General features: G+C 72.2%; 21 protein-coding genes. 11 read left to right on the top strand and 10 right to left on the bottom strand.

What is annotated here, in order from left to right; all coding sequences use genetic code 11:
- Window positions 1-75: 75 nt before the first annotated feature.
- From ACWEN0_RS02585 to ACWEN0_RS02575, 3 genes are all read right to left on the bottom strand, one after another.
- The gene (locus tag ACWEN0_RS02585; RefSeq protein WP_451968273.1) at window positions 76-2,070 is read right to left on the bottom strand and encodes an SDR family oxidoreductase; all 1,995 of its coding nucleotides are present in this window, start codon (window positions 2,068-2,070) and stop codon (window positions 76-78) included.
- Window positions 2,071-2,171: 101 nt separating this feature from the next.
- Entirely contained in the window at window positions 2,172-2,849 is a 678-nt protein-coding gene (locus tag ACWEN0_RS02580; RefSeq protein ID WP_451968271.1) for a class F sortase, read from the bottom strand.
- Window positions 2,850-2,854: 5 nt separating this feature from the next.
- Entirely contained in the window at window positions 2,855-4,315 is a 1,461-nt protein-coding gene (locus ACWEN0_RS02575) for an MSCRAMM family protein (RefSeq protein WP_451968269.1), read from the bottom strand.
- Window positions 4,316-4,635: 320 nt separating this feature from the next.
- On the opposite strand from ACWEN0_RS02575, the gene ACWEN0_RS02570 reads away from it, so the two are divergent.
- The 4 genes from ACWEN0_RS02570 to ACWEN0_RS02555 all read left to right on the top strand — a co-directional run bounded on the left by ACWEN0_RS02570 (window position 4,636) and on the right by ACWEN0_RS02555 (window position 9,385).
- Window positions 4,636-5,469 (top strand): Bax inhibitor-1/YccA family protein, encoded by an 834-nt coding sequence (locus tag ACWEN0_RS02570; protein ID WP_451968267.1) that lies wholly within the window; start codon window positions 4,636-4,638, stop codon window positions 5,467-5,469.
- Between the two features lie 194 nt (window positions 5,470-5,663).
- Window positions 5,664-6,365, top strand: a complete 702-nt coding sequence (locus ACWEN0_RS02565) for an LppU/SCO3897 family protein (RefSeq protein WP_451969815.1) — start codon at window positions 5,664-5,666, stop codon at window positions 6,363-6,365.
- Between the two features lie 149 nt (window positions 6,366-6,514).
- Window positions 6,515-7,783 (top strand): YeeE/YedE family protein, encoded by a 1,269-nt coding sequence (locus tag ACWEN0_RS02560; RefSeq protein ID WP_451968265.1) that lies wholly within the window; start codon window positions 6,515-6,517, stop codon window positions 7,781-7,783.
- A gap of 66 nt (window positions 7,784-7,849) precedes the next feature.
- Window positions 7,850-9,385 (top strand): DHA2 family efflux MFS transporter permease subunit, encoded by a 1,536-nt coding sequence (locus tag ACWEN0_RS02555; protein ID WP_451968263.1) that lies wholly within the window; start codon window positions 7,850-7,852, stop codon window positions 9,383-9,385.
- 71 nt (window positions 9,386-9,456) lie between these two features.
- Here ACWEN0_RS02555 and ACWEN0_RS02550 read toward each other — a convergent pair whose 3' ends face one another.
- Window positions 9,457-10,677, bottom strand: a complete 1,221-nt coding sequence (locus ACWEN0_RS02550) for an acetyl-CoA C-acetyltransferase (protein ID WP_451968261.1) — start codon at window positions 10,675-10,677, stop codon at window positions 9,457-9,459.
- A gap of 113 nt (window positions 10,678-10,790) precedes the next feature.
- On the opposite strand from ACWEN0_RS02550, the gene ACWEN0_RS02545 reads away from it, so the two are divergent.
- From ACWEN0_RS02545 to ACWEN0_RS02520, 6 genes are all read left to right on the top strand, one after another.
- Window positions 10,791-11,720, top strand: a complete 930-nt coding sequence (locus tag ACWEN0_RS02545; protein ID WP_451968259.1) for a pentapeptide repeat-containing protein — start codon at window positions 10,791-10,793, stop codon at window positions 11,718-11,720.
- Between the two features lie 346 nt (window positions 11,721-12,066).
- Complete coding sequence (locus tag ACWEN0_RS02540; protein ID WP_451968257.1) at window positions 12,067-13,437, top strand: cystathionine beta-synthase; 1,371 nt, start codon at window positions 12,067-12,069, stop codon at window positions 13,435-13,437.
- Window positions 13,438-13,565: 128 nt separating this feature from the next.
- Entirely contained in the window at window positions 13,566-15,212 is a 1,647-nt protein-coding gene (locus ACWEN0_RS02535) for a hypothetical protein (protein WP_451968255.1), read from the top strand.
- Window positions 15,213-15,616: 404 nt separating this feature from the next.
- Complete coding sequence (locus ACWEN0_RS02530) at window positions 15,617-16,009, top strand: hypothetical protein (RefSeq protein ID WP_451968254.1); 393 nt, start codon at window positions 15,617-15,619, stop codon at window positions 16,007-16,009.
- 48 nt (window positions 16,010-16,057) lie between these two features.
- The gene (locus ACWEN0_RS02525) at window positions 16,058-16,501 is read left to right on the top strand and encodes a hypothetical protein (protein WP_451968252.1); all 444 of its coding nucleotides are present in this window, start codon (window positions 16,058-16,060) and stop codon (window positions 16,499-16,501) included.
- 34 nt (window positions 16,502-16,535) lie between these two features.
- Window positions 16,536-17,693 carry a cystathionine gamma-synthase gene (locus ACWEN0_RS02520; RefSeq protein ID WP_451968250.1) on the top strand — a complete coding sequence of 386 codons (1,158 nt, stop codon included), beginning with the start codon at window positions 16,536-16,538 and terminating at the stop codon, window positions 17,691-17,693.
- Window positions 17,694-17,705: 12 nt separating this feature from the next.
- On the opposite strand, the gene ACWEN0_RS02515 is transcribed toward ACWEN0_RS02520, so the two are convergent.
- Both ACWEN0_RS02515 and ACWEN0_RS02510 read right to left on the bottom strand, forming a co-directional pair.
- Window positions 17,706-18,179, bottom strand: coding sequence for a TIGR03618 family F420-dependent PPOX class oxidoreductase (locus ACWEN0_RS02515; RefSeq protein ID WP_451968248.1), 474 nt, complete (start codon window positions 18,177-18,179; stop codon window positions 17,706-17,708).
- A gap of 81 nt (window positions 18,180-18,260) precedes the next feature.
- Window positions 18,261-18,533: a hypothetical protein gene (locus ACWEN0_RS02510; protein WP_451968246.1), complete on the bottom strand. Its 273-nt coding sequence runs from the start codon at window positions 18,531-18,533 to the stop codon at window positions 18,261-18,263.
- Window positions 18,534-18,627: 94 nt separating this feature from the next.
- On the opposite strand from ACWEN0_RS02510, the gene ilvA reads away from it, so the two are divergent.
- Complete coding sequence (gene ilvA / locus ACWEN0_RS02505; RefSeq protein ID WP_451968244.1) at window positions 18,628-19,830, top strand: threonine ammonia-lyase; 1,203 nt, start codon at window positions 18,628-18,630, stop codon at window positions 19,828-19,830.
- Here the strand turns inward: ilvA and ACWEN0_RS02500 are convergent.
- Genes ACWEN0_RS02500 through ACWEN0_RS02485 form a run of 4 tightly spaced genes read right to left on the bottom strand, consistent with a single transcriptional unit; the run spans window position 19,815 to window position 23,625 of the window.
- A complete protein-coding gene (locus ACWEN0_RS02500) occupies window positions 19,815-20,669 on the bottom strand; it encodes a ferredoxin (protein ID WP_451968242.1) in 855 nt (284 codons plus the stop codon). The two genes, ilvA and ACWEN0_RS02500, sit on opposite strands and share 16 nt — an antisense overlap.
- A gap of 25 nt (window positions 20,670-20,694) precedes the next feature.
- Window positions 20,695-21,117 (bottom strand): hypothetical protein, encoded by a 423-nt coding sequence (locus ACWEN0_RS02495; protein ID WP_451968241.1) that lies wholly within the window; start codon window positions 21,115-21,117, stop codon window positions 20,695-20,697.
- A gap of 53 nt (window positions 21,118-21,170) precedes the next feature.
- The gene (locus tag ACWEN0_RS02490) at window positions 21,171-21,608 is read right to left on the bottom strand and encodes a hypothetical protein (RefSeq protein ID WP_451968239.1); all 438 of its coding nucleotides are present in this window, start codon (window positions 21,606-21,608) and stop codon (window positions 21,171-21,173) included.
- Window positions 21,595-23,625: a hypothetical protein gene (locus ACWEN0_RS02485; RefSeq protein ID WP_451968238.1), complete on the bottom strand. Its 2,031-nt coding sequence runs from the start codon at window positions 23,623-23,625 to the stop codon at window positions 21,595-21,597. The genes ACWEN0_RS02490 and ACWEN0_RS02485 overlap by 14 nt, the downstream gene beginning before the upstream one ends.
- Window positions 23,626-24,401: the final 776 nt, after the last annotated feature.

Below are 24,401 nucleotides of genomic sequence, written 5' to 3'. Positions count from 1 at the left end.
AACACGTGTCGCCGTTCCGGCGGCGAGTCGCCGGAACGGCCGCACCCGGGAAACGCAGAGTCACCAACGGCAGGGTCACCAATGGAAGCCGCGCGAAAGCCGGGCCAACGCCATCGCCGCGCGCGAGAGGTGTTTCTCGCCACGTCCGATCTTGAGCCCGCCCGAACCACCCGCCGCGGCCGAGTCCGGGAAGATCCGGAACCCCTGGTACGCGATCGCGTCCGTGAGGCCCGGCGTGAGCGTGTAGGCCAGCCCGATCGCCTGCCCGGCGGGCGTGCCGATGTGCTTGGGCCGCTCGACGAGCGCCTTCAGCACCATGTCCGCGGCCTGCTCCGGCGACTTCGTCGGGAACGCGTCGTAGATCTTCGTCGGGCGGATCATCGGCGTGCGCACCAGCGGCATGTGGATCGTGGTGAAGGTGATCCCGTCGCCGTGCGTCTCGGTCGCCGCGATGCGCGAGAAGTAGTCCAGCGCGGCCTTCGACGCCGCGTACGCCGAGAAGCGCGGCGCGATGCCCTGGACGCCGATCGACGACACGTTCACGATGTGCCCGAACTTCCGCTCCGACATGTGCGGCAGCACGGCGAGGATCAGCCGGACCGCGCCGAAGTAGTTGATCGCCATCGCGCGCTCGTAGTCGTGCATCCGGTCGTACGACAGCCGGATCGACCGGCGGATCGACCGGCCGGCGTTGTTGACCAGCATGTCGATCCGGCCGTGCTCGGCCAGCATCGCGTCGACGGCCTTGTGCACCGAGTCCTCGTCGGTCAGGTCGGCCGGGTACACCGACGCGGTGCCGCCGGCGGCGACGATCTCGTCGCGGACCTCTTCGAGCTCGTGCTGGCGGCGCGCCACCAGCAGCGGGACACCGCCGGCGGCCGCGACCTTCAGCGCCGTCGCCCGGCCGATGCCCGAAGACGCGCCGGTGATGATCACGCGGCGGCCGTCCAGCTCGCCGCGCGGGCCGTGCTTGCGCGCGCGGAACGGGTCGAGGTGCTCGCGCCAGTAGCGCCACAGCGCCGGCGCGTACTCCTCCAGCCGCGGGACCTCGACGTTGCCCGCGAGCGCCTTGCGCGTCTCGGCCGAGGAGAACACCGACGGGAACGCCATCGTCTCCAGCAGCACCGGCGGGATGCCGAAGCGCTCGAGCACGGCGTCGCGCGCGATGGTGACGCCCGGGATGTGCTCGGTCAGCTTGACCAGCCCGACGATCCGCTTCGAGAGGCCTTCGCCGAGCTGCGCGGTGATCGTCGGCGCGCCCGCGGCCTTCGCGAAGGCGTTGTAGACCGAGACGACCGGCTGCGGCTCGGGGTTGACCAGGTGGAACGCGCGGCCGTCGAGCCCGGGCTTGACCACCAGCTCCAGCAGTGCCTTGGCGACGTAGTCGACCGGCACGATATTGGTGTCGCCGAGGTCCGGGCCGACGATCGGCAGCACGTCCGGCAGCCCGGCGAGCCTGCTGATCGCGGGGAAGAGGTAGTAGGGGCCGTCGACCTTGTCCATCTCGCCGGTCTCGGAGTTCCCGACGACGACGGCGGGCCGGTACACCCGCCACGGCACCCGGTCCTGTTCGCGGACGATCTTCTCGGCCTCGAACTTCGTCCGGTGGTACGGCGTGACGAGCCGCTGCCCGGCGTCGAACATCTCCTCGGTGAAGACGCCTTCGTGGTCGCCCGCGACGGCCACGGAAGAGACGTGGTGCAGGCAGCCGGCGCGCAGGTCCGCGGCGAGGTCGACGACGCTGCGCGTGCCGTCCACATTGGCCTTGATGCTTTCCTCGTCGTCGGCGGTGAGGTCGTAGAGCGCGGCGAGGTGCACGACGTGGTCGACGTGGCCGCGCAGCTCCTCGCGGTCCGCTTCGGACACCCCGAGCAGCGGCTCACCGAGGTCCCCGGTGACCAGCGTGACGCGGTCGGAGTGCGGCCACTGGTCGACCAGCGCGGCCAGCTTGGCCCGGCTCGATGCGCGCACCAGCAGCGCGACGCGGTCGGCGTCGGGCCGGGAGAGCAGCAGCCGGGTGAACTGGCGCCCGATCAGTCCGGTCGCCCCGGTCACCAAGAACGTCGCCATCGTCTTCACACCTCTCACCGCCGCTGCCTGACCCTGGGCATTGTGCTGCATGCGGGCGTCACTGACCACCGTGGCGGGACGTGAAGTTACTCACCGGTAACTTAGGCTGGGTCCGCGACGACGACGCGGTTCTCCTCGTAGCCCTCCGCGCCGCCGACCCAGCGGCCGCCGCACGTCACCAGGACCACCCGGTGCGGGCCGGACTGGCCGAACAGGTCGTCGGCCCGGGCGGCCAGGTCGTCCTTGTGCACCGTGAGCAGCTGGGAAACCCGGTAGCGCCAGGTCCGGCCCGCGCTGTCCACAATGGTCACCAGGCCGCCGATGTCCGTGGTCCAGAGCTCGGCGAACGGCCCGGTCGCGCCCCGCCAGTTGACGTGCCCGGCGAAGACGCTCGCGCCGCCCGCCGCGTCGAGCCCGGCGCCCCACCACGTCGCCTGGCCGAGGTCGGCGGGGATGGGCAGCTCGCCGCCGGGGCCGAGGTCCTTGCGCACCAGCGTGGCCGTCCCGCCCGCGGGCAGCCGGACGGTGCCCCGCCCCTGCGGTGGCGGAGGCGGTGGCGGCGCCGGCGGGACCGACGTCGGCGTCTGCGCCGCCGGGGCCGCGGGGGTCACCGGCGGCGGGGCGGGCGAAGGCGATGGTGCAGAGAGCGCGGCGGGCAGCGCCGTCCCGGCCACCACGCTCACCGGCGGCGAGGCGGCGACGGACGCGCCGAACTGGACGGCGAGCACCGTCGCCGCGCCGAGTGCGAAGCCGGCGGCGAGCCGGCCCTTGCCTGCCACGCCGGTTACCTCCGCGACGCCCGCCGCGCGGCGAAGCCGACCAGCCCGGCGCCCAGCAGCACCAGCAGGCCGAGCCCGGCCAGGCCCGGCACCGAGTAGCTCGTCTCGACCGCGCCCCGCGCCTGCGTGACCGGCCGGTCGCCGGCCGGGATCGCGCGCGGCACTTCGTTCGGCTTGTTCACCACGGTCAGCGCGAGCGTCTCGCCCGGCTTGACCGTGCCGCACGCCGACGGCGGGTTCTGCGGGTCGTAGGCGTTCGTGTAACCCGGCGGCGGCCCGGCCTCGACGACGCAGATTTCCTGCGGCGCGCGCAGGTTCTCGACCGTCACGCCGCCGGTCGCGCCGTCGGTGGTGACGACCGCGGGCTTCCCGTCGGCGCCGGTGAGCGGCTTGCCGTCCTGGCCGAGCGCGGGCGAGGTCCTGTCCTTGCCGGTGACCCGCAGGACGGCGCCGCCGACGCCCTTGCCGGTGTTCGCGTCGGTCTTGGTCACCTGGACCTTGCCCGGCTTCGCGACGTTGACGACACCCTGCGCGGTCAGTTCCTTTTCACCGCCGGTGGAGACGACCCGCTGGACGCCGGTGTTCACCGGCACCCGCACGTACGGCCGGTCGGCGGGCGCGGCCAGCGACGCCACCAGCTTCGGCTGGTCACCGGCCGGGGTCAGCTTCACCTTCACCGTGCCGTCGGCACCGGTCTTGAGGGTGACGTCCTTCGCGGCGCCCTGCGGGCTCGAGTTGCCCGCGCTGCCCGCTGTATCCGCTTCGCCGAGCGTCGCGGCGGTCGCCGTCAGCTTCACCGGGACGTCCGGGACGCCCTTGCCCCCGGCGTTCTTGACCGTGACGGTCCACTCGGCGGGCTCGCCGAGGTGCTGGTCGCCCTTCGGCGTGGTCATCGACGCGGTCCACGGGCCGCGGTTGGCCTCCGCTTCGGCCTTCAGCCGGTCGACCGCGCTCGCGGCGCCGGCGAGGTTCTCGCGCAGGTACGCGAGGTGCCCGGGCGCGTCGTAGGCGATCTTGTCGACGGGCAGGTCCGGGTTCAGGTCCGCCGGCGTGCGCGGCGCCGCGGTCCACGAGTGCAGCAGGTGCGCGAGCGCGGTCGCCTCGTCCGGGTTCTTGGTGTCGCCGTAGCGCAGGAGCAGGTAGGAGATGTTCGCCGCCTGGTCGGCGGGCAGCTTGGTGCCCCACTTCGTCAGCAGCTCGTCGCCGGGCTTGTAGACCTCGCCGGTGTCGGGGGCCCGCAGCAGGAAGCTCACGCAGAAGACCTGCTGCCCGCCGACGACGTAGGACCCGAGCCAGACCTTCTTGTCCGTGCCCTGCTGGCCGCCGGCCCGGTTGCCGATTCCCTCCTGGACGCCGGCGGACGCCGCGGGGGCGCCGGCCGTCACGGAGAGCAGGCCCAGCAGGACCGTGGCGATCAGTCCGGTGAGCACGCGGCGAACCGCGCGCGGATGTGTCGACCACCCCATGGTGTGCAGGCCCCTCCGTCGGGACGTGCGGCGACGACGGTCCGTCTCCGCAGGTCACGCGATTGATCAACTCCCCGGCACGCGTTCGGTGAACGATCGTGCACGCCAGGTGAGCGTGGCCCGAGCAGACCCGGACCGTCTACCGCCCTTCGGGTGGCGGTCGCCGAACGGTCGTGATCTCCGTCGCATACCGTGTCCACCGAGGCCAGTGGCCCGCCGTCGAGTAAAGTCGTCTTTACTCGACGGGAACCGCCCGGCTCCGGCGGTCGTTGAACCCCATGCAGCGTCGATCCACGAAGCAGCAGATCCAGGAGGATCAGGTGCGTTCCAGTAGCAACCCGGCGTTCCGCAACCTGCCGCACGGCGGAACGCAGACATACGGCCAGTACGGCCCCCCGGTGGGCTTCAACCAGACCCAGGGCGGCGTGCCCGGGTACGGACCCGGCCAGGTCACCTCCGGCGAGGGCGACCGCCCGATGACCGTGGACGACGTCGTCATCAAGACGGGCATGAGCCTCGCCGTCGCGCTCGTCGTCGGCATCATCACCGCGATCTGGGCCCAGAACACGCTGGCCGAGACCGGCCGGCTCTCCGGCGCCCTGATCGGCGCGATGATCGGCGGCCTGCTCGTCGGGCTCGTCATCTCGCTGGTGATCATCTTCAAGCGGAAGCCGAGCGGCCCGCTGACGCTCGTGTACTCGGCGGCCGAAGGGCTCTTCCTCGGCGCGCTCAGCGGCGTGTTCGAGGTCGTCTACCCGGGCATCGCGCTGCAGGCGATCATCGGCACCGTCGGTGTCTTCGTCGGCATGCTGGTGGTCTACAAGACCGGCGCGGTCAAGGTGACGCCGAAGCTGACCAAGTGGATCGTCGGGGCCGTCTTCGGCGTCGCGATCCTGATGCTGTTCAACCTGATCAGCTCGTTCGCCTTCGGGTTCAACCCGCTGCGCGACGGCAGCCCGCTCGCCATCGCCTTCAGCATCCTGTGCATCGGCATCGCGGCGTTCAGCTTCCTGCTCGACTTCGACCAGGCGGACCGGATGATCCGCGAGGGCATGCCGTCGAAGTGGGCCTGGTACACCGCGTTCGGCCTGATGACGACGCTCGTCTGGCTGTACCTGGAGATCCTGCGGCTGCTGTCCTACCTCCGCGAGTAACCTGGCTCACAGTCCCGCAGTGAAGGCGCTCCGTAACCAACGGGGCGCCTTTTCTGTGGGTAATTCATGCATTTGGGGACCCCGCTGCCGTTCATGCTCACCCTGCGTGTTTGATGTGCCGGTCGGTTCTTCATTTCACATGTGTGAGGTTCACAGTGAGCGTTCCCCCTCCGGCCCCCGGGGGCCAGCAGCCGGTGGGTCAGCCCGATCCGTACGGGCCGCCTCCGGGCGGTCAGCCGCAGCAGTTCGGCCAGCCGGGCCAGTACGGCCCGCCGCCGGGCACTCCGCCGCAGGGCCAGCCCGGCCCGTACGGCCCGCCGCCGGGGCAGTTCCCGCCCGGGCAGCCGGGCCAGTACGGTCCGCCGCCGGTGCCGAAGAAGTCGAAGACCGGCGCGATCATCCGGTTCGGCATCATCGGCGTCGTCGTGATCGTGGCGATCGTCGTGGGTATCGTGTCCTTCAGCAACTCGCCGGCCAGCTCGGCCGTCGGCGACTGCCTCTCGATCACCGAGTTCGTCCAGGGCGGCGACGACCCGGCGAAGGCCGACTGCGCCGACCCGAAGGCCAACGTCAAGATCGGCGTCAAGCTGGACAGCTCGAGCCAGGCCTGCCCGGGCGGCGCCGACTCCGGCTACGACACCTACTCGGTGAGCGGCCGCAGCTCGTACAAGCTGTGCCTGATGATCAACGCGAAGCAGGGCGACTGCCTGGCGAACTTCAGCTCGAAGACCAAGGGCTACCAGAAGGTCCCGTGTGCCGACCCCGCCAAGGACGCGGAGATCGTGAAGGTCGCCACCGGTCAGGCGAGCGAAAGCGCTTGCGAGGGCACGGACGCCACGCGCGTCGCGATCTACCCGGAGCCGGCGACGACGATGTGCGTCAAGACCAACGAATAACTCCCGTTCGAAGGCCCCTTCGCGCGCTCGCGGAGGGGCCTTCGGCGTACCCGGATTGCTCCGTTCGTCCCACACTGTGCGACGGGCTGCGCCGAAGCGATCACCGGACCTAATTTGAGTCGTCCTGCCCGTCCTAGCCTGGAGTTCCGGTGGCGACGACCGAATCCCCCGCCGGGGAAAAGAAGTTCCTCGACTTCCCCACCTCCTGCGCCGCGCCCGTGCCGCGGCCGGAGGAGCCCGCCCGCGTCGTGCCGCTGGCCGTCGCCGGCGTCCTCGCGGTGGGCCTGACCTGGTACGTGTGGGCGTCCTACGGCGCCAAGTTCGGCGTCCTCCTCCTGCTCGGCCTGGGCCTCGGGCTCGCGTTGTTCCATTCGCGGTTCGGCTTCACGTCCGCGTGGCGACAGCTGATCGCCGTCGGCAACGGCCAGGGCCTGCGGGCCCACACCGTCCTGCTCGGCACGGCCGCGACGCTGATCGCGCTGATCGCCGGCACCGGCAGCGGGCTCTTCGGCAGCAAGCCCGCCCCGGCGGCCAGCCCGCTCGGCCTCGCCCTCTTCGTCGGCGCGACGCTCTTCGCGATCGGCATGCAGCTCGGCGGCGCGTGCGCGTCCGGCACGTTGTTCGCGGTCGGGTCCGGCCAGTCGGCGATCGTCCTGACGCTGGGCGGGTTCGTCGCCGGGTCCGTGCTCTACACCTGGGCGTACCCGGTGCTGAGCGGGTGGCCGGAGCTGAAGGGCGTGCTGCTGGCCGACCACGTCGGCTGGTTCGGCTCGTGGGTGATCACGATCGCCGTGCTCGCCGGGATCGTGCTCGTCACCCGCGTGGTGCAGCGCCGTCGCACGCCGCCGCCGGTGGACGCCGTGCCGACCGCGCGCGGCATCGCGCGGATCTTCCGCGGCTCGTGGCCGATGCTCACCGGTGCGGTCGTGCTCGGCGTGCTCGCGGGCGCGGTGTTCCTGGTGTCCGGCGGGATCTGGGGCGTCACGAGCGCGTTTTCCCTGTGGGGAGCCAAGATCCTGCAGGTGTTCGGGCTGCACCCGGAGACGTGGGAGTTCTGGCGGCAGAAGGCGAACGCGACGTCGCTGGCCGGCCCGATCTGGAAGGACAAGAACAGCCTCACCGACATCGGGATCATGATCGGCGCGGCGGTGGCCGCCGCGGCCGCGGGCGCCTGGAAGATCCACAGCTCGATCCCGTGGCGCACGGCCGTCGCGGCGGTCCTCGGCGGGATCATGATGGGCGTCGGCGCGCGCATGGCCGGTGGCTGCAACATCGGCGCGTACCTCGGCGGCATCTCGACCGGCAGCCTGCACGGCTGGCTGTGGGGCGTGTTCGCGCTCGGCGGCACGTGGATCGGAGTGAAGCTGCGGCCGCTGTTCGGGCTGGCGAACCCGGTGCCGACGGACAGCATCTGCTGAGCGGTTTTTGTCGGAGGCCCCCGGTACGCTCGCGGACGAATCCACGAAACCGGGGGAAATCTCCTTATGACTACGCAAAGAACCGGCTCGGCGCCGAACGGTGACGCGCTCGACGCCGGGGTGCTCAAGGTGGCTTCCGTGGTCGTCCTGGGCGCCATCATGGCGATCCTCGACACCACGGTCGTCAACGTCGCGCTGCAGAAGCTGACGATCGAGTTCTCGACGTCGTTCGACGTCATCCAGTGGGTCGCCACGGGCTACCTGCTGGCGCTGGCCACCGTGATCCCGGTCACCGGCTGGGCGTCCGAGAAGTTCGGCACCAAGCGTCTTTACATGGTCGCGATCGTGCTGTTCCTGGCGGGTTCGATGCTCGCGGGCGCGGCCTGGAACATCGAGACGCTGATCCTCTTCCGCGTCCTGCAGGGCTTCGGCGGCGGCATGCTGATGCCGTGCGGCATGACGATCCTGACCCGCGCGGCGGGCCCGCAGCGGATCGGGCGCGTGATGGCGGTGCTGGGCGTGCCGATGCTGCTCGGCCCGATCGGCGGCCCGATCCTCGGCGGCTGGCTGGTCGACGCGGTGAGCTGGCGCTGGATCTTCTTCATCAACGTGCCGATCGGCGTGGTCACGCTGCTGCTGGCGTGGCGCGTGCTGCCGAAGGACGAGCCGGAGGCGGCTTCGCGCTTCGACTTCGCGGGCATGCTGATGGTGTCGCCAGGGCTGGCGGCGCTGATCTTCGGCGTCTCGAAGATCCCGTCCGCGGGCGGGGTCGGCGCCGTCGAGGTGTGGCTGCCGGCGCTGGCCGGGCTGGTGCTGCTGGTCGCGTTCGTGCTGCGCGCGTTGCGCGTGGCGAACCCGCTGGTGGACCTGCGGCTGTTCAAGAACCGGTCGTTCGCCGTGGCGATGGTGACGATGTCGCTGTTCTTCGTCGCGTTCCTCGGCGGGATGATGCTGCTGCCGACGTACTTCCTGCTGGTGCGCGGCGAAACGACGTTGCACGCCGGGCTTCTGCTGGCGCCGCAGGGCTTCGGCGCGATGCTGATGATGCCGGTCACCGGCCGGCTGGCCGACAAGGTGGGCGCGCGCAAGATCGTGCTGCCGGGCCTGGTGCTGATCATCGGCTCGATGGCGGTGCTGACGCAGGTCACGGCGACCACGCCGTACTGGGCGCTGCTGTCGGCGCTGTTCGTGATGGGCCTGGGCATGGGCTGCACGATGATGCCGATCACGACGTCGGCCCTGCAGACGCTGCAGCCGAAGGACATGGCCCGGGCCTCGACGGCGACGAACATCGTCCAGCAGACGGCGGGCGCGATCGGCTCGGCGGCGATGGCCACGGTCCTGGCGGCGCTGCTGGCGGGCAAGTTCGGCGTCCCGACGGCCCAGGGCCAGCTCGCGGCCACGGCGGCGATCATGAACCCCCAGTCCCACACGGCGGCGACGGTGCTGGCAGCGGACGCGTTCTCGACGACGTTCGTCTGGTCCCTGGTCCTGGTGGTCCTGTGCGTGATCCCGGCGCTGTTCCTGCCCAAGACGAAACCGGCCACCCCGGCCGGCTCCGAAGACGGCGAGGTGGCCGCCCCGCCGGCAATGGTCCACTAGCGGGGTCTGCCACGGCTGGTCGTGAGTGGTCAGAGCGGTTCCGACCGCCCTGACCACTCACGAAGCCGGGGTCAGGAAAGGCGCTCCAGGATCATCGCCATGCCCTGGCCGCCGCCGACGCACATCGTCTCCAGGCCGAACTGCTTGTCGTGGTGCTGCAGGGAGTTGATCAGCGTCGAGGTGATGCGCGCGCCCGTCATGCCGAACGGGTGGCCCACCGCGATCGCGCCGCCGTTGACGTTCAGGCGGTCCAGCTCGATGCCCAGGTCGCGGTACGACGGGATCACCTGCGCCGCGAACGCCTCGTTGATCTCCACCAGGTCGATGTCGCCGATCGACAGCCCCGCGCGCGAAAGCGCCTGCTTCGACGCCTCCACCGGGCCGTAGCCCATGATCTCCGGCGAAAGGCCCGTGACGCCCGTCGAGACGATCCGCGCCAGCGGCGTCAGGCCCAGCTCGCGCGCCTTCACGTCCGACATGACGACCACCGCGGCCGCGCCGTCGTTGAGCGGGCAGCAGTTGCCCGCCGTGACGCGGCCGTCCGGGCGGAACACCGGCTTCAGCCCGGAGACGCCTTCGAGGGACACGCCCGCGCGCGGGCCGTCGTCCTTCGAGACGACCGTGCCGTCCGGGAGCGTCACCGGGGTGATGTCCTTGGCCCAGAAGCCGTCCGCGATGGCCTTCTCGGCCAGGTTCTGCGAGCGGACGCCGAACTCGTCCATGTCCTCGCGCGTGACGCCCTTCAGCCGCGCCAGGTTCTCCGCGGTCTGGCCCATCGCGATGTAGACGTCGGGGACCAGGCCGTCTTCGCGGGGGTCGGTCCAGCTGTCGGTGCCCGACTCGGCGGTCGCGACGGTGCGCTTCTCGGCGTCGGCGAACAGGGGGTTGTGCGTGTCCGGCCACGAGTCCGAGCTGCCCTTGGCGAACCGCGACACGGTCTCGACGCCGGCCGAGATGAAGACGTCGCCCTCGCCCGCCTTGATCGCGTGGAACGCCATCCGCGTGGTCTGCAGGCTCGACGAGCAGTAGCGGGTGATGGTGCAGCCGGGCAGGTGGTCGTAGCCGAGCTCGACGGCGACCGCGCGGCCCATGTTGAACCCGGACTCGCCGCCCGGCAGGCCGCAGCCCAGCATCAGGTCGTCGATGTCGGCGGGGTCGAGCTGCGGCACCTTGGCCAGCGCCGCCTGGATCATCTGCACGGTCAGGTCGTCGGGCCGCATGCTGACCAGCGAACCCTTCCCGGCGCGGCCGATCGGCGAGCGAGCGGTGGAGACGATGACGGCTTCGGGCATGGCGGACACATCCTCGTATCGGCGAGCTAAGCGTGCGCTCACCATAGTGCCGCGCCGGACGCCGCCGGCAAAGTCGAACGCGATCTGCGCCACTCCTGGCACTATCGACCTCTGTGGCGAACGAGGTCGAGCGCGTACTGAAGACCCGGACGATCCTCCTGTGGGGCGCCGGGCTGCTGCTGACCGCCGCGCTGGCGGCCACGCTGCTGCTGGTCCTGCTCGGCAGCGGCCGGCCCGAGGACTCCGTCCGGCTCGACGCGCTGAGGACCGCGGCCAACATCGTCGTCGGCGCCGGGGGCGCCGCCGCGCTGCTGCTCGCCGCCCGCCGGCAGCGCTCGGCCGAGCTCGACCTCGTCCAGAAGGACCACGACGCGACCGAGCGCCGCGTCACCGAGATGTACAGCAAGGCCGCCGACCAGCTCGGCAGCGAAAAGGCCCCGGTCCGCCTCGCCGGCCTCTACGCGCTCGAACGCCTGGCCCAGGACTACGAGCCGCAGCGGCAGACCATCGTCAACGTCCTGTGCGCGTACCTTCGGATGCCCTTCGACCCGGACGACGAGTCGCCGGAGACGCCCGGCGAGCTGCAGGTGCGGCTGACCGCCCAGCGGATCCTGATCCTGCACCTGCGTCGCGAGGACCCGGCCTTCTGGCCGGACATCGACCTCGACCTGGTCGGCGCCACGCTGGTCAAGCTGACGTTCACGCACTGCCGGGTGCGCTCGGCGGTGTTCCTCGACGTCACGTTCACCGGCGCCACGGCGTTCCGGAACACGACGTTCACCGGCAAGGCCGATTTCAAGAACGCGGAGTTCCGGGAGACGGCGGACTTCCGGTCCGTGGTTTTCGAAGGCACCGGGGAATCGTTCGCGGGGGCGCGGTTCGCGGGCGGCGTCGACTTCGGGCGCCGCACGGAAGTGCGCCTGACCGGTGCGTTCACCCGCGCCGACCGCGGGCCGCGCCGCCGCTGGCCGCCGGGGTGGCGCGCGGAACCGATCCCGGACGAGCCGGAGTGGGCCGCCCTCGTCCACGAAGAACCCGGCTGACTTCCGGAACGGGGCAACCCGTGAGCCGGCGAGATCGTCCCGTCAAGGAACGGGATCGCCCTTCCTGACCGGGAGGTGAACGGCGATGACCACGCTCCTGCGGACGGGGTGTCGGAGCACGGCCGGCACCGGGTGGCACCTCCGGGACGGGATGACGGCTCGGCGTGCGGCGGCCCTCGGGCCGGAACCGGCGTGGACACGCGGCTTGGTGGCCGCTTCGGGTTCTTCGCCGGGCGGTCCGACCTCGCGGCTCGCGGCCCGGCATCGCCGGCGCGCACCCGGAGACCCACCCGGGCCGGCGCCCACGAGTGGACAGGGCCACGGGTCGGCCGTTTAGGCTGGCGCCGTGGAGTACGCAGAGCACATCGCAGACCTCGTGGGCAACACCCCGCTGGTCAAGCTGAACTCACTGACCAAGGGGCTCAAGCCGCTCGTGCTGGCCAAGGTCGAGTACCTGAACCCGGGTGGCTCGGTCAAGGACCGCATCGCGCTGCGCATGATCGAGGCGGCCGAGCGCTCCGGCGAGCTGCGCCCCGGCGGCACGATCGTGGAACCGACGTCCGGCAACACCGGGGTCGGTCTCGCCATGGTCGCGCAGCGCAAGGGCTACCAGTGCGTGTTCGTCTGCCCGGACAAGGTCAGCGAAGACAAGCGCAACGTGCTCAAGGCGTACGGCGCCCGCATCGTGGTGTGCCCGACGGCGGTCGCGCCCGAGCACCCGGACTCCTACTACAACGTCTCCGACCGCCTGGTGCGCGAGATCGACGGCGCCTGGAAGCCCAACCAGTACGCCAACCCGCAGAACCCCGAGAGCCACTACCTCTCCACCGGCCCGGAGCTGTGGACGCAGACCGAAGGCAAGATCACGCACTTCGTCGCGGGCGTCGGCACCGGCGGCACCATCTCCGGCACCGGCAAGTACCTCAAGGAGGTCAGCGACGGCCGCGTGCAGGTGGTCGGCGCGGACCCGGAGGGCTCGGTCTACTCCGGCGGCAGCGGCCGGCCGTACCTGGTGGAGGGCGTCGGCGAGGACTTCTGGCCGGACACCTACGACCGGAACATCGCCGACGAGATCATCCCGGTCTCCGACGCCGACTCGTTCCAGATCACCCGGCGGCTCGCGCTCGAGGAAGGCCTGCTGGTCGGCGGTTCCTGCGGGATGGCCGTCGCCGCCGCGCTGAAGCTCGCCGAGCGGCTCACCGAGGACGACGTCGTGGTCGTGCTGCTGCCCGACGGCGGCCGCGGCTACCTGACGAAGGTCTTCAACGACACCTGGATGTCCTCCTACGGCTTCCTGCCGCCCGACTCCTCGGGCGCGACGGTCGCGGACGTCCTCACGAAGAAGAGCGGTCACCTGCCCGCCCTCGTGCACTCGCACCCGAACGAGACGGTCGCCGAAGCCATCGCGATCCTCGCGGAGTTCGGCGTCAGCCAGATGCCGGTGGTCAGCGCCGAGCCGCCGGTGATGGCCGCCGAGGTCGTCGGCGCGGTCAACGAGCGCGACCTGCTCGACGCGCTGTTCACCGGCAAGGCCCAGCTCGCCGACCGGCTCGACCGGCACATGTCCCCGCCGCTGCCGACCATCGGCGGCGGCGAGCAGGTGGGGGCCGCGATGACCGCGCTCGAGGGCGCGGACGGCGCGCTCGTGCTGGTCGACGGCAAGCCGGCCGGGGTCGTCACCCGGCACGACCTCCTGGGCTTTCTGGCCGGCCGGTGAACGGCTGCCCAGAAAAATCTTAATCGGCGGACCCGGCAGGGGCGTTACGAGCGACCTGCCGGGTGATCCGATAGCGTGGACGCGAATAGAACACTTTCGCGTCCTCGTCAAGGGGGTTCAAGACCCACATGAGTGCACCGCAGCCACCGAACCAGCCGTGGGGTGGCGGCCAGCCACCTCAAGGCCCGCCGAGTGGCCCCCAGCCGCAGCAGGACGACCCGTTCGGCAGCCCGGAACCGACGCAGGTCGTGCAGCCGGGCCAGCCGCACCAGGGCGGCTCGCCGTTCGGTGAGACGCCGGAGCCGACCCAGGTCGTCCAGCCGGTCCAGCCGGGTGACGGCGGGGCGGGCGCGACCCAGGTGGTCCCGCCGGTCGACGCGAACGCGACCCAGATGGTGAACCCGGTCGGCGGCGGCGACGCCCCGGTCGCGGACTCCACGCAGCTGGTCCCGCCGGGCTCCCAGCCGCCGGCGATCCCGTACACCCCGCCGCCGAGCGCGGCCGACAACCCGGCCGCGGCGTTCGGCCAGCAGCCGGGCGGCTTCGGCCAGCCGGGCGACCAGGGGGCCTACGGCCAGCCCGGTCAGCCGGGCGGGTTCGGCCAGCCCGGCCCGCCCCCGGGCTACGGCCAGCCGGGCCAGCCCCCGCAGGGCTTCGGCGGCCCCGGCTTCGGCGGCCCGCAGCAGCCCGGGTTCGGTGGTCCGCAGCAGCCGCAGTTCGGTGCGCCGGCTTCAGGCGGCGGCCCCGGAATGTTCGGCTTGATCGCCGGCGGTGCCGTCGCGGTGTTCGCCCTCGTCGCGCTCATCTTCACGTTCGTCTACATCGGCGACGTCAGCGACTACGCGAAGGGCCTCGAGGGCGCGCCGAGCGAGGACGCGCTCAACAAGTTCCTGGACCAGGCGGGCACCGCCTCGCCGGGCACGCTGTGGTTCTACGTGATCCTGCTGCTGGTCTTCAGCCTGGTCGCGCTGGCGGCCGGCGCCGGCCTCGCGCTCGCCGGGAAACTGCCCGCGTCGCTGAAGAAGATCCTGCCGATCGCGGTCGCCGCGAGCGGTGCGCTGGTCGCGCTCTTCTCGGTGCTGCTCCTCGTGGGGACCACCCCGAACGCCGCTTTCCTCGACCAGCTCAAGGGACTCGGCGCGGACATCGAGAACGCCACGGGCATCGGCCTCCCGCCGTTGATCCTCGGCGTGCTCATCCTGATCGTCGGCGTGCTCGGGCTCCTGCCGGCGACCGCGAAGTTCGTCGGTCTCGACGGCGGCGCCGCCGCGCCGGCCGGGCCGCAGGGCTTCGGCGGCCCGCCCCCGGGCTTCGGTGGTCCGCAGCAGCCGGGCGGATTCGGCCAGCCGGGGCAGCCCGGTCCGCAGCCGGGCTACGGCCAGCCGGGCCAGCCGGGTGGCGGCTTCGGTCAGCCGGGCGAGTTCGGTCAGCCGGGCCAGCAGGGTGGCTACGGCCAGCCGGGCCAGCAGGGTCAGCCGGGTGGCTACGGCCAGCCGGGTCAGCCCCCGCAGGGTTACGGTCCGCCGCCGGGGTACGGCCAGCCGGGCGGGCCCAACCCGTCCAGCGGCGGGTTCCCGCAGCCGTCGAGCGGTGGTTTCCCGCAGCAGCCGCAGCCGCACCAGCCGGGCGGGTACGGCCAGCCGGGCCAGCCGCCGCAGGGCTACCCGCAGCAGCCGGGGCAGCCGCCGCAGGGCTACGGCCCGCCGCCGGGCCAGCAGGGCCCGCCGAGCGGGGGCTTCGGCCAGCCCGGTCAGCCACCTCAGCAGCAATGGTGAACTAGTACACCGCTTCTCGTGCCCCGGAGCCATTCGGCTCCGGGGCACGCTGCATTTATAGCCGAATTCGCAATTGTCCGAACAGGACAAAAACGGGTTGGCGCGGTCGCGGTGATCGCGTGACAGGATTTCTGCCGCTACCGCACAAAAATGATCTTGGGTTCCGCCGTCCGGCCGAATTCCGTTGTTTTTCCGTTCCACCTCCCGTTTCCGGACTAGGGTGAGCGCCGTCGTCCCGTGTTCTGCCCGATGGGGGAGTTGTGACCGGTCCGCATTACCCGGTGTCGCATTCGCATTCGTATTCATCGGCTCGGCCATCCGGAGTAACGGCGGTTCTCGCGGCGCTGCTCGGTCTCGCGGCCGCGGCCGGGTCGGGATTCGTACCGGTCCGCACTTTCCTCGACATGCCCGCCGAATTCAGCCTCGGCGCGTTGCCGGCTCTGGTGCTGGTGGACCTGGCCGGCTACCTCGTCGCCGGGCTGGTGTTGTTGCTGGGGGCGCTGGTGACGCTGTTCCGCGCGACGGCGGGCGCGGTCCTGCTCGGCGTCGGCGCGCTGCTGGCGATGGGGGCGCTGCTGACCGAGCCGGTTTCGGTGGGGGTCCCGCTGGCCCGGTTCACGGACGCGATGTTCACCCACGGCGGTTTCGCGATGGTGGACCGTGTCGGTCTCGCCGGGCTGTCGGTGCTCGTCCTGGTGCTGGCGTTCCTGCCGCCGACGTTCCGCTACCTGAGGTACCGCACACCGACGCTGCCGGTGCTGTCGGGCCAGGGCGCCTATTCGTCGCGGACCTGGTGACCGGGCCGCTCCGAACACGGACGGTGACCGGCCGTATCCTCGGTGGCCATGACCGGGACCGAAGGCCGGACCGCCATCGCCGCGGCGGTGCTCGCTCTGCTCGGCGGGCTGCTCTACCTCGTCGGGCTGGTCCTGGACGTCGTCGCACTCGTGCGGTTCCCGGAGGACGCGGGCCGGGTCGGCGTCCACGCCGCGGTCGACGTCGTGCTCGCGTCCGCGCTGGTTCCCGGCGGTGTCCTGCTGCTGCGCCGGCAGCCGGCCGGCCGGATCGGCTGCATCGCCGGCAGCACCGCCGCCCTGCTCGCCACCCTGACGTCCACGGCGCTCGCCGCGGCCGGGCTCACCTTCGTCGACTTCGGCGGCCCCGGCGACCTCGCGATGGGCGGGCTGACGGCGCTGGCGCTCGTGGTGCCGCCCGCGCTGGCGACGTTGCTGCTCTCCGTGTCCGCGCCCACCGCGCGGTGGTGTGGTGCTGAGATCCATCCCACCTGACGGGAATGTCAGGGCGTCGCCGTACGCTTAGCCAATGGTGGACGACTACTCCGTACTGGGATTCGAGACCCGCGCGATCCACGCCGGTCAGAAGCCCGACCCCCGCACCGGCGCCGTCATCGTGCCGATCTACCAGACCTCGACCTACGCGCAGGACGGCGTGGGCGGGACCCGCGAGGGCGACTACGAGTACTCGCGCACCGCGAACCCGACCCGCTCGGCGCTGGAAGAGGCGCTGGCCTCGCTGGAAGGCGGCCGGCACGCGCTGGCCTTCGCGTCCGGCATGGCGGCCTCCGACGTGGTGCTGCGCAGTACCCTGCGCCCCGGTGACCACCTCGTGCTCGGCAACGACGCGTACGGCGGCACGTTCCGCCTGATCGACAAGGTGCTCAGCCTGTGGGGCGTCGAGCACACCGTCGCCGACCTGGCGAACCTCGACGAGGTGCGCGCGGCCATCCGGCCCGAGACCAAGCTGATCTGGTGCGAGACGCCGACCAACCCGCTGCTCGGCATCGCCGACATCGCGGCGCTGGCCGGGGTCGCGCACGAGGCCGGCGCGCGCCTGGTGGTCGACAACACCTTCGCGACGCCGTACCTGCAGAACCCGCTCTCGCTGGGCGCGGACGTGGTCCTGCACTCGACGACGAAGTACCTCGGCGGCCACTCCGACGTCGTCGGCGGCGCGGTGATCACGAACGAGGACGAGCTGCGCGAGCAGCTGTTCTACCTGCGCAACGCCGCGGGCGCGGTGCCGGGGCCGTTCGACGCGTGGCTCACGCTGCGCGGCATCAAGACGCTCGCCCTGCGCATGGAGCGCCACAGCGACAACGCCGAGCTGGTCGTGCAGGCGCTGCTCAAGCACCCCAAGGTCGCGAAGGTCTACTACCCGGGCCTGGCGGACCACCCCGGCCACGAGACGGCGGCGAAGCAGATGCGCCGCTTCGGCGGCATGGTGTCGTTCAGCCACGCGGACGGCGAGGCGGCGGCGCTCGAGGTGGCGTCGCGCACCAAGCTCTTCATCCTGGCCGAGTCGCTCGGCGGCATCGAGTCGCTGATCGAGCACCCGGGCAAGATGACCCACGCGAGCACGGCGGGCTCGACCCTCCAGGTACCCGCCGACCTGCTGCGCCTGTCGGTCGGCATCGAGGACGGCCGCGACCTGGTCGCGGACCTGCTCGAAGCACTGGGCTGACCCTCGCCCGGGTCAGCTCACCTCGAGACCGCCGCCGTAGAGGCGCTCCACCCGGAGCGTGATCACCACGCGGCGGTCTTCGACCATGTTCCGCAGGAACACGGCTTCGTCCGCGGGGTCGGTGAAGGGTGCCTGCATCGCGAGCAGCGCCCGCCCGGTCTCGTCCCCCGGCACCACGCTCACCGGTGACACTTCGGCCACGCCTTCCGCGACGGCGAAGGCCAGGTGGTCGTCGCTGCCGACGTACAGCGAGGCGTGCGGGTCGCGGGCGAGCTGGCGGACCTTCGCCCGGCCCGCCGTCGAGCCGATCCGCACGACCCGTTCCCCGGGGTCCCAGGCGTAGGCGACGGTCGACAGGTGCGGGAAGCCGGCCCGGTTGACCGTGGCCAGTGCCCCGAAGCTGTGGCCGCGGAGCAGCTCGCTCAGCGCGTCTTCGGTGGGCTTGGCGGGTCCCGGACCGCGGCCGGGCTCGTGGACGGTGGTCACGAGGTGATCATCGGGGACGCGGGAACCCCGCGGAAGAAGGCACTTTTCTGTTCCGGGGGCACACCGGGGTAACCCACCTGGTCAGGGGTTGTAGTTGCCGTGCACGACGCCGCCCGTCTTGGGCGTGCCCGCCGCCGGCAGCTTCGAGCCGTCCACGCAGCCGCCGACCAGCTCGACGTGGCTGTCGTGGCGGATGTACTGGGCCGGGGCGCCGCACGAGGCGCTGCCCACGGTGAAGTACGCGGCACCGGTGAGCGCGGCCGCCGAGGCCACGCCGATCACGAGCGGGAGCAGGCCGGCCGACCGGGTCGCGCGACTCCGTCGGGCGGCGTCCGCGTCGTTCCCCCGTGCCATGGTTGCTCCCTGTTTACCGTGCGTTGACACGCCCAGGGTACCCGGCCACCCGCCCGGTCAACCTGTGGAGTTCCTGAGTGGCATCATCCCGGCCATGGAACTCGTGACCATCGAGCGGATCCAGGCCGCCCGGGAACTCCTACGCGGAGTGACCCGGGTGACGCCGATGGAGCACGCGCGCGACCTGCGCCGGCTCCACGGCGGTCCGGTGCACCTGAAGTGCGAAAACCTGCAGCGCACGGGGTCGTTCAAGATCCGTGGCGCCTACACCCGCATCCACGGGCTGAGCGAGGCGGAACGCGCCCGCGGCGTCGTCGCCGCCAGTGCCGGCAACCACGCGCAGGGCGTCGCGCTCGCGTCGTCGCTGCTCGGCGCCCAGTCGACCGTCTTCATGCCGCTGCGGGCGCCGCTGCCGAAGCTCGCGGCCACTCGCGGCTACGGTGCCGACGTCCACCTCCACGGCGCGCTGCTGGAGGAGACCCTCGCCGCGGCGATCGAGTTCGGCGAGCGCACCGGGGCGGTGTTCATCCACCCGTTCGACCACCCGGACGTCATCGCCGGTCAGGGCACGGTCGGCCTGGAGATCCTCGAGCAGGTACCCGGCGTCAAGACGATCCTGGTCGCCACCGGCGGCGGCGGACTGGTCGGCGGGGTCGCGTCGGCGGTGAAGGCGGTGCGCCCGGACGTCCGCGTCGTCGGGGTGCAGGCCGAGGAGGCGGCGGCGTACCCGCCGTCGCTGGCCCAGGGCGCGCCGTTCCGGCTGAGCTCGACCTCGACGATGGCCGACGGGATCGCGGTCGGCGAGCCCGGCGCCGTCAGCTTCGCGCACGTCGCGTCGCTGGTCGACGACGTCGTGACGGTGACCGAGGAGTCCCTCTCCCGCGCGGTGCTGCTGTGCCTGGAGCGCCGGAAGCTGGTGGTCGAGCCCGCCGGCGCGGCGACGGTCGCGGCGCTGCTGCAGCACCCCGGCGTCTTCGAGCCCCCGGTGGTCGCGATCCTCTCGGGCGGCAACGTCGACCCGGTGCTGCTCCTGCAGATCATCCAGCACGGCATGACCGCCGGCGGCCGCTACCTGCGGCTCCACCTGCGCGTCCCGGACCGCCCGGGGTCGCTGGTCGGCGTGCTGTCGTGCGTGAGCGGGCTGGGCGCGAACGTCCTCGACGTCGAGCACTCCCGGATCTCCGGCAGCCTCGACCTCGGTGAGGCGGATGTCGTGCTGGCGCTGGAAACCCGCGGACCCGAGCACTGCAAAGAGGTCGAGGCCGCGCTCATGGACGCCGGTTACACCGTCGTCTGAGGCTGTTCCCCGGTGATCGCCGCCAGGGCGAGGTCCTTGGCGGGTTCGGGGACTTCCGTGGGCGCGGCGAAGCGGCGGGCCCGGATGTGGGCGACCAGGTCCGGGTCCGGCGGGACGCCGTGCTCGCGCAGGTAGTACGCGACCGCGCCGGGCCAGGCCCACGCGCCGTCGGTGCGGAAGTTCATCGGCACGGCGTCTTCGCGCTCCGGGGCGAAGGCGTCGGGGCCGTGGCTGCGTGAGGCCAGGATGACCGGCGCCGCGTCGAGGTACGCCAGGACCCGTTCGGCCTCGGCCGGGACGAGCGGCTGACGGCGGACGAGCGGCTTGCCCGACGCGTCGAGACCGTCGTAGATCCGCGGCGTGCGGACCTCGCCGTCGGCCACCGGCGGGGTGGCGCGCGCCATCCCGGCCCGCTCGCGCAGCCACGCCGGGATGTTCTCGTCGGCGCGGGGGAAGAACCGCAGCTCGTCCTGGAACCCGATCGCCGGCGGCCGCTGCCGGAACGGCGGCTCGAGGTCCGGCCGCACGAAGTCGACGTCCGGGGCCTGCGCGGGGTCGAAGACGAGGATCGCGCCCAGCCAGGTGCCGAAGCCCGGCCGGTACATCCCCGACCGCAGCACCCCGAGCAGCCGCACGGCTTCCGGGTGCGGCTGCGCCGGCCGGGGCAGCCCGTCGGGGCCCGTCACGAGCAGGTCGGCCTCGACGTGCCGGCCCGCGGCGCGGTACTCGACGCGCAGCTGCCGCCAGCCCGGCGGCGCCTGCGAGGCGAGCGCCATGCCGATCTGCCGGACGATCTCCTGCTGCTGGTCCGGGCGCGGCGGCCCCGGTGGCTGGCTCACGGTCATCCCCTCCGGTTCGGCCGGCTCACGACGGCAGCTTCGCCCGGAACCACTCCGGCATGTTCTCCGGCGTCCGCGGGAAGCGCTCCTGGTCCAGCGCGTACTGCTCCGGGGCCGGCGGCGTCTGGAACGGCGGCTCGTTGTCCCGGTTGAAGCGCGCGTGGAACCGGTCGGGCCGGTCGATCACCATGTCCATCGAGTACCACGTGCCGAGGCCGTCGGCGTACATCCCGCGGCGCAGCTTGGAAAGCGGCTTCGACAGCTCCCGCGGCGCGGGCACGGACTGCCGGGCGCCGTTGTCCAGCGCCGCACCCATGCCGACGTTCACGTGCTTGCCGACGGCCATGAAGTCGAAGATCAGCCGCTGCCAGTTCGGCGGCGCCGCGTCGATGAGCATCTTCGAGATCTCGCCGAGCAGCTCGTTCTGCTCGATGGGGGTCAGCGTCATGCTGTCCGGTCCTCCGTTTTCGTCCACCGGTGCGAAGATTCGTCGATCCGACCTTAGTCTTCCGAACCCGGCGCCATGGCCGCCGCGTCGGCGAGCACCCGGCGCAGCCAGTCCGGGATCCACTCGTCCGCGCGCGGGAACGCGGCGAGGTCGCGCGCGAACGCCACCGGCGGCAGCTCCGGGAACCACCGCGGGTCCTGGTCGTAGTTGAACGTGGCCTCCGGCTCTTCGCCCGCGCGCAGCGTGAAGACCGCGGAGAACCAGGTGCCGCGGCCCGGCTGGTACATCGCCTCACGCAGCGCCGCGAGCACGTTCGTCACCGCCGGCGGCGCGACCTCGGGGGAGCTGCCGTCCGCCAGGACGACCGTCAGCTCGGTCTGGTACGCGACGACCGTCGCCCAGACCCGGAACGTCGCGCGCCGCCAGTCCGGCGGCAGCACCCGCTCGACCTCGGCGAAGATCGCCGGGATCAGCTCGTCAGGGCTCGCCATAGCGCCTCACCGTCGCGTTGGGGTCGATGTTCTCCGGCACGTTGACGAACACCCTTTCGTAGACACGGGAAACCCGCTGGCCCGTCTCCGGGTCCACCTCGGTGACCCGCCACCGCATGACGTCCTCTTCGGACAGTCCGTCGGCCCGCCGCGGCGTGCTCACCTGCAGCAGCTCGACCTCGCGGTCGGGCGGGTTGTGGTACGCGGCGAGCTGTTCCTCCTGCCGCCGCCAGGTCTCCGGCGGGTCCCAGCCGTCGCGCGCGTGCCCGCTGTTGGACGCGGCCATCTGCCCGTGCATGTTGCCGTAGCCCGGCGCGCCACCGGCCTCGGTGGCGATGAGGTGACCGCCCGCCCACCGGACTTCTCCGTGCTGCGGGTCGCCCCGGTAGGCGTTCTGGCCTTCGTGCCCGGCCCGGCCCTGGCCGGTGTACTTGCCGCCGGCGTCGCGGTAGTCCTCGTTCGACGCGCGGTATTCCGGCTGGCCGGTCGCCGCTTCCGTCTGGCCGCGGGCGTCCGTGTGGTAGTCGAGCTTCTTCGACGGGTCGTTGAAGTTGTCGACGCGGTACTGGCAGTCGGGCAGCAGCGGGTAGTTGAAGTCCGGGTTCGCCTGCAGCTTCGCGCCGCTCGCCGTCCGCCCACCGCCGGGCGTGGCCTCCACCCACTTGATCTTGCCTTCGGCGTCGGTGTAGAAGCGCGTCTCGGACGCGATCTCGCCGCTCCTGGTCCGGTTGACCACGTGGTATTCGGTGTTCGGCTTCAGTTCGTGGCCGGCGAGGACCTTCGGGTGGGTCGGCACCGGCGTCGAGAAGTCGCCCGGCTCGGTGCGGTCCCGCGCGCGCGGCCCGGACGCGATCTCCTGCGGCGACTCGGGCGGCCGGTGGTACGGGTTCTCCGGCGAGTCGTGCGGGTGCTCGTGCCCCGGCCGGTCGTAGTCGACGAACTTCTCGTCGAACTTCGGGTCGGTGCGCGGGACTTCGTAGTCGTTCCAGGCACTGCTGTCGAAGAGGTCGTCGTCATCTTCGTCCGCGTGCGAAGGCGAACCGTCGTCGTCGCCGCGGTGCCGGGCGCTGTCGGCGTCGACGTCGTGCTGGTCGCCGTGGTGCGAGTCGGGAGCGAAGCCGTCTTCACCGGCACGGTGCGACGAGCCGTCCGGGTGGTGGGTGTTCCACTCGCCGTCCGGCGGGATGCGCGGCCGCATCTTCCCGTCCGGCCCGATCTCGTAGTCGGAGGAGAAGACCCGCCCGTGCGAGTCGGTCCACGCGGGCTTGGTCGGCGCCATGACCTCGGTGTCGAGCTCCCGCGAAAGCCGGTGCGCGAAGTCGTTGGAGCTGGCGTCGCACCCGATGAGCCGGATCGGCCGGCCATCGTAGTCACCGTTGCGGCGCAGGATGTCCGCGAACTCCTCGGGCGTGTAGAGCCGATCACCGATGCGCGCGTGCCCATCGGGGGTGACGTGCACGTCGACGGTGTAGCGCCCGTCCGGGTCGGGCAGCACGCGGTGCGGAAGGTCGCCCATGTCCGGGTCGCCGGCGTGGTAGGAGCTGCCGGAGGGCGTGCTTTCCGCGTGCCGCGCGTTGACCTCTTCCGGGGTGAGCGGTGCGGAGTCGTGGTGCGGAGTGCCGCCGTCCGGGTCGTGGTGGCCGGGGCCGGTTTCGTGGGTGCCGTGCTCGTGGGTGCCGCCGGGACCGGTGTGGCCGGGACCGCCGGGCCGGGTGTCGGGGCCGTGCGTGCCGGGCCCGAAGCCCCGGGCGGCGGGTTCCGGCGTGTGCGGCCGATCGGGCCCACCAGTGCGCGGGCGGCCGGGTGCGTCGGGTGCGCCGGTGCGTGGACGGCCGGGTGCGTCGGGTGCGCCGGTGCGGGCGTCGGGGCTGCCTGCGCGTGGGCGGCCGGGTGCGTCCGGGGTGTGGCCGGGACTGCCTGGGGTGCCGGTCCAGCCGCCACCGCCGCCGGTGCGCGGGGAGCCGCCGCCGAGGCCGCCACCGGGAGTTCCGCCGGGCGGCATGCCGCCCCCCATCATCGGGCTGCCACCCTGCGGCGGGACGGAGGAGGCCCCATCCCCACCACGCGGCGACGGAACCGTGCCGGGATCGCCGGTCCGCGGTGCGGTCGGCGCGGTGCCGCTGGCGGTGGTGGCACCGTCGGTGCGCGGAGGTGCGGCGCTGCTGGGGGTTTCGTGCGAGCCGGGGGCATCGGACCGCCCGGCGGGCGAGGAGCCACCACCCTCGCCGCGACTCGGCGCCGGACCGTTGTCGGCGGCGCGCGAGGGAGTGCTGTCCCCGCCGTGAGCGGGGCTGCTGTCGCTGCCGCGGGTGAGCGACGGGCTGCCGTCGGTGGCTCGCGAAGGTGCGTTTTCCCCGCTGTGGGTGGGTGATGGGCTGCTGTCGGCGGCGCGCGAAGGAGTGCTGTCCCCGCCGTGAGCGGGGCTGCTGTCGCTCCCGCGGGTGGGCGACGGGCTGCCGTCGGTGGCTCGCGATGGCGCGCTTTCCCCGCCGTGCGACGGGCTGTCAGCGGCGCGCGAAGGAGTGCCATCCCCACCGTGCGTGGGGGCGCTGTCGCTGCCGCGGGTGGGCGACGGGCTGCTGTCCCCGCCGTGCGTGGGAGTGCTGTCGCCGCCGCGGGTGGGCGACGGGCTGCTATCTCCACCGTGCGTGGGGGCGCTGTCGCTGCCACGGGTGGGCGACGGGCTGCCATCCCCACTGTGCGTGGGAGTGCTGTCGCCGCCGCGGGTGGGCGACGGGCTGCTATCTCCACCGTGCGTGGGGGCGCTGTCGCTGCCACGGGTGGGCGACGGGC

It is taken from the genome of Amycolatopsis sp. NPDC004378, assembly GCF_053602455.1.
The sequence above is the reverse complement of the archived record's forward strand: the minus strand, read 5'-3'. Positions and strand labels throughout refer to the sequence as shown.

Coding starts and splice junctions, on each gene's coding strand:
- ACWEN0_RS02585 (WP_451968273.1), bottom strand. CDS start 2,070: ATGGCGACGTTCTTGGTGACCGGGGCGACCGGACTGATCGGGCGCCAG.
- ACWEN0_RS02575 (WP_451968269.1), bottom strand. CDS start 4,315: ATGGGGTGGTCGACACATCCGCGCGCGGTTCGCCGCGTGCTCACCGGA.
- ACWEN0_RS02555 (WP_451968263.1), top strand. CDS start 7,850: ATGACTACGCAAAGAACCGGCTCGGCGCCGAACGGTGACGCGCTCGAC.
- ACWEN0_RS02550 (WP_451968261.1), bottom strand. CDS start 10,677: ATGCCCGAAGCCGTCATCGTCTCCACCGCTCGCTCGCCGATCGGCCGC.
- ACWEN0_RS02535 (WP_451968255.1), top strand. CDS start 13,566: ATGAGTGCACCGCAGCCACCGAACCAGCCGTGGGGTGGCGGCCAGCCA.
- ACWEN0_RS02530 (WP_451968254.1), top strand. CDS start 15,617: ATGCCCGCCGAATTCAGCCTCGGCGCGTTGCCGGCTCTGGTGCTGGTG.
- ACWEN0_RS02525 (WP_451968252.1), top strand. CDS start 16,058: ATGACCGGGACCGAAGGCCGGACCGCCATCGCCGCGGCGGTGCTCGCT.
- ACWEN0_RS02520 (WP_451968250.1), top strand. CDS start 16,536: ATGGTGGACGACTACTCCGTACTGGGATTCGAGACCCGCGCGATCCAC.
- ACWEN0_RS02510 (WP_451968246.1), bottom strand. CDS start 18,533: ATGGCACGGGGGAACGACGCGGACGCCGCCCGACGGAGTCGCGCGACC.
- ilvA (WP_451968244.1), top strand. CDS start 18,628: ATGGAACTCGTGACCATCGAGCGGATCCAGGCCGCCCGGGAACTCCTA.
- ACWEN0_RS02495 (WP_451968241.1), bottom strand. CDS start 21,117: ATGACGCTGACCCCCATCGAGCAGAACGAGCTGCTCGGCGAGATCTCG.
- ACWEN0_RS02490 (WP_451968239.1), bottom strand. CDS start 21,608: ATGGCGAGCCCTGACGAGCTGATCCCGGCGATCTTCGCCGAGGTCGAG.
- ACWEN0_RS02485 (WP_451968238.1), bottom strand. CDS start 23,625: ATGATGGGGGGCGGCATGCCGCCCGGCGGAACTCCCGGTGGCGGCCTC.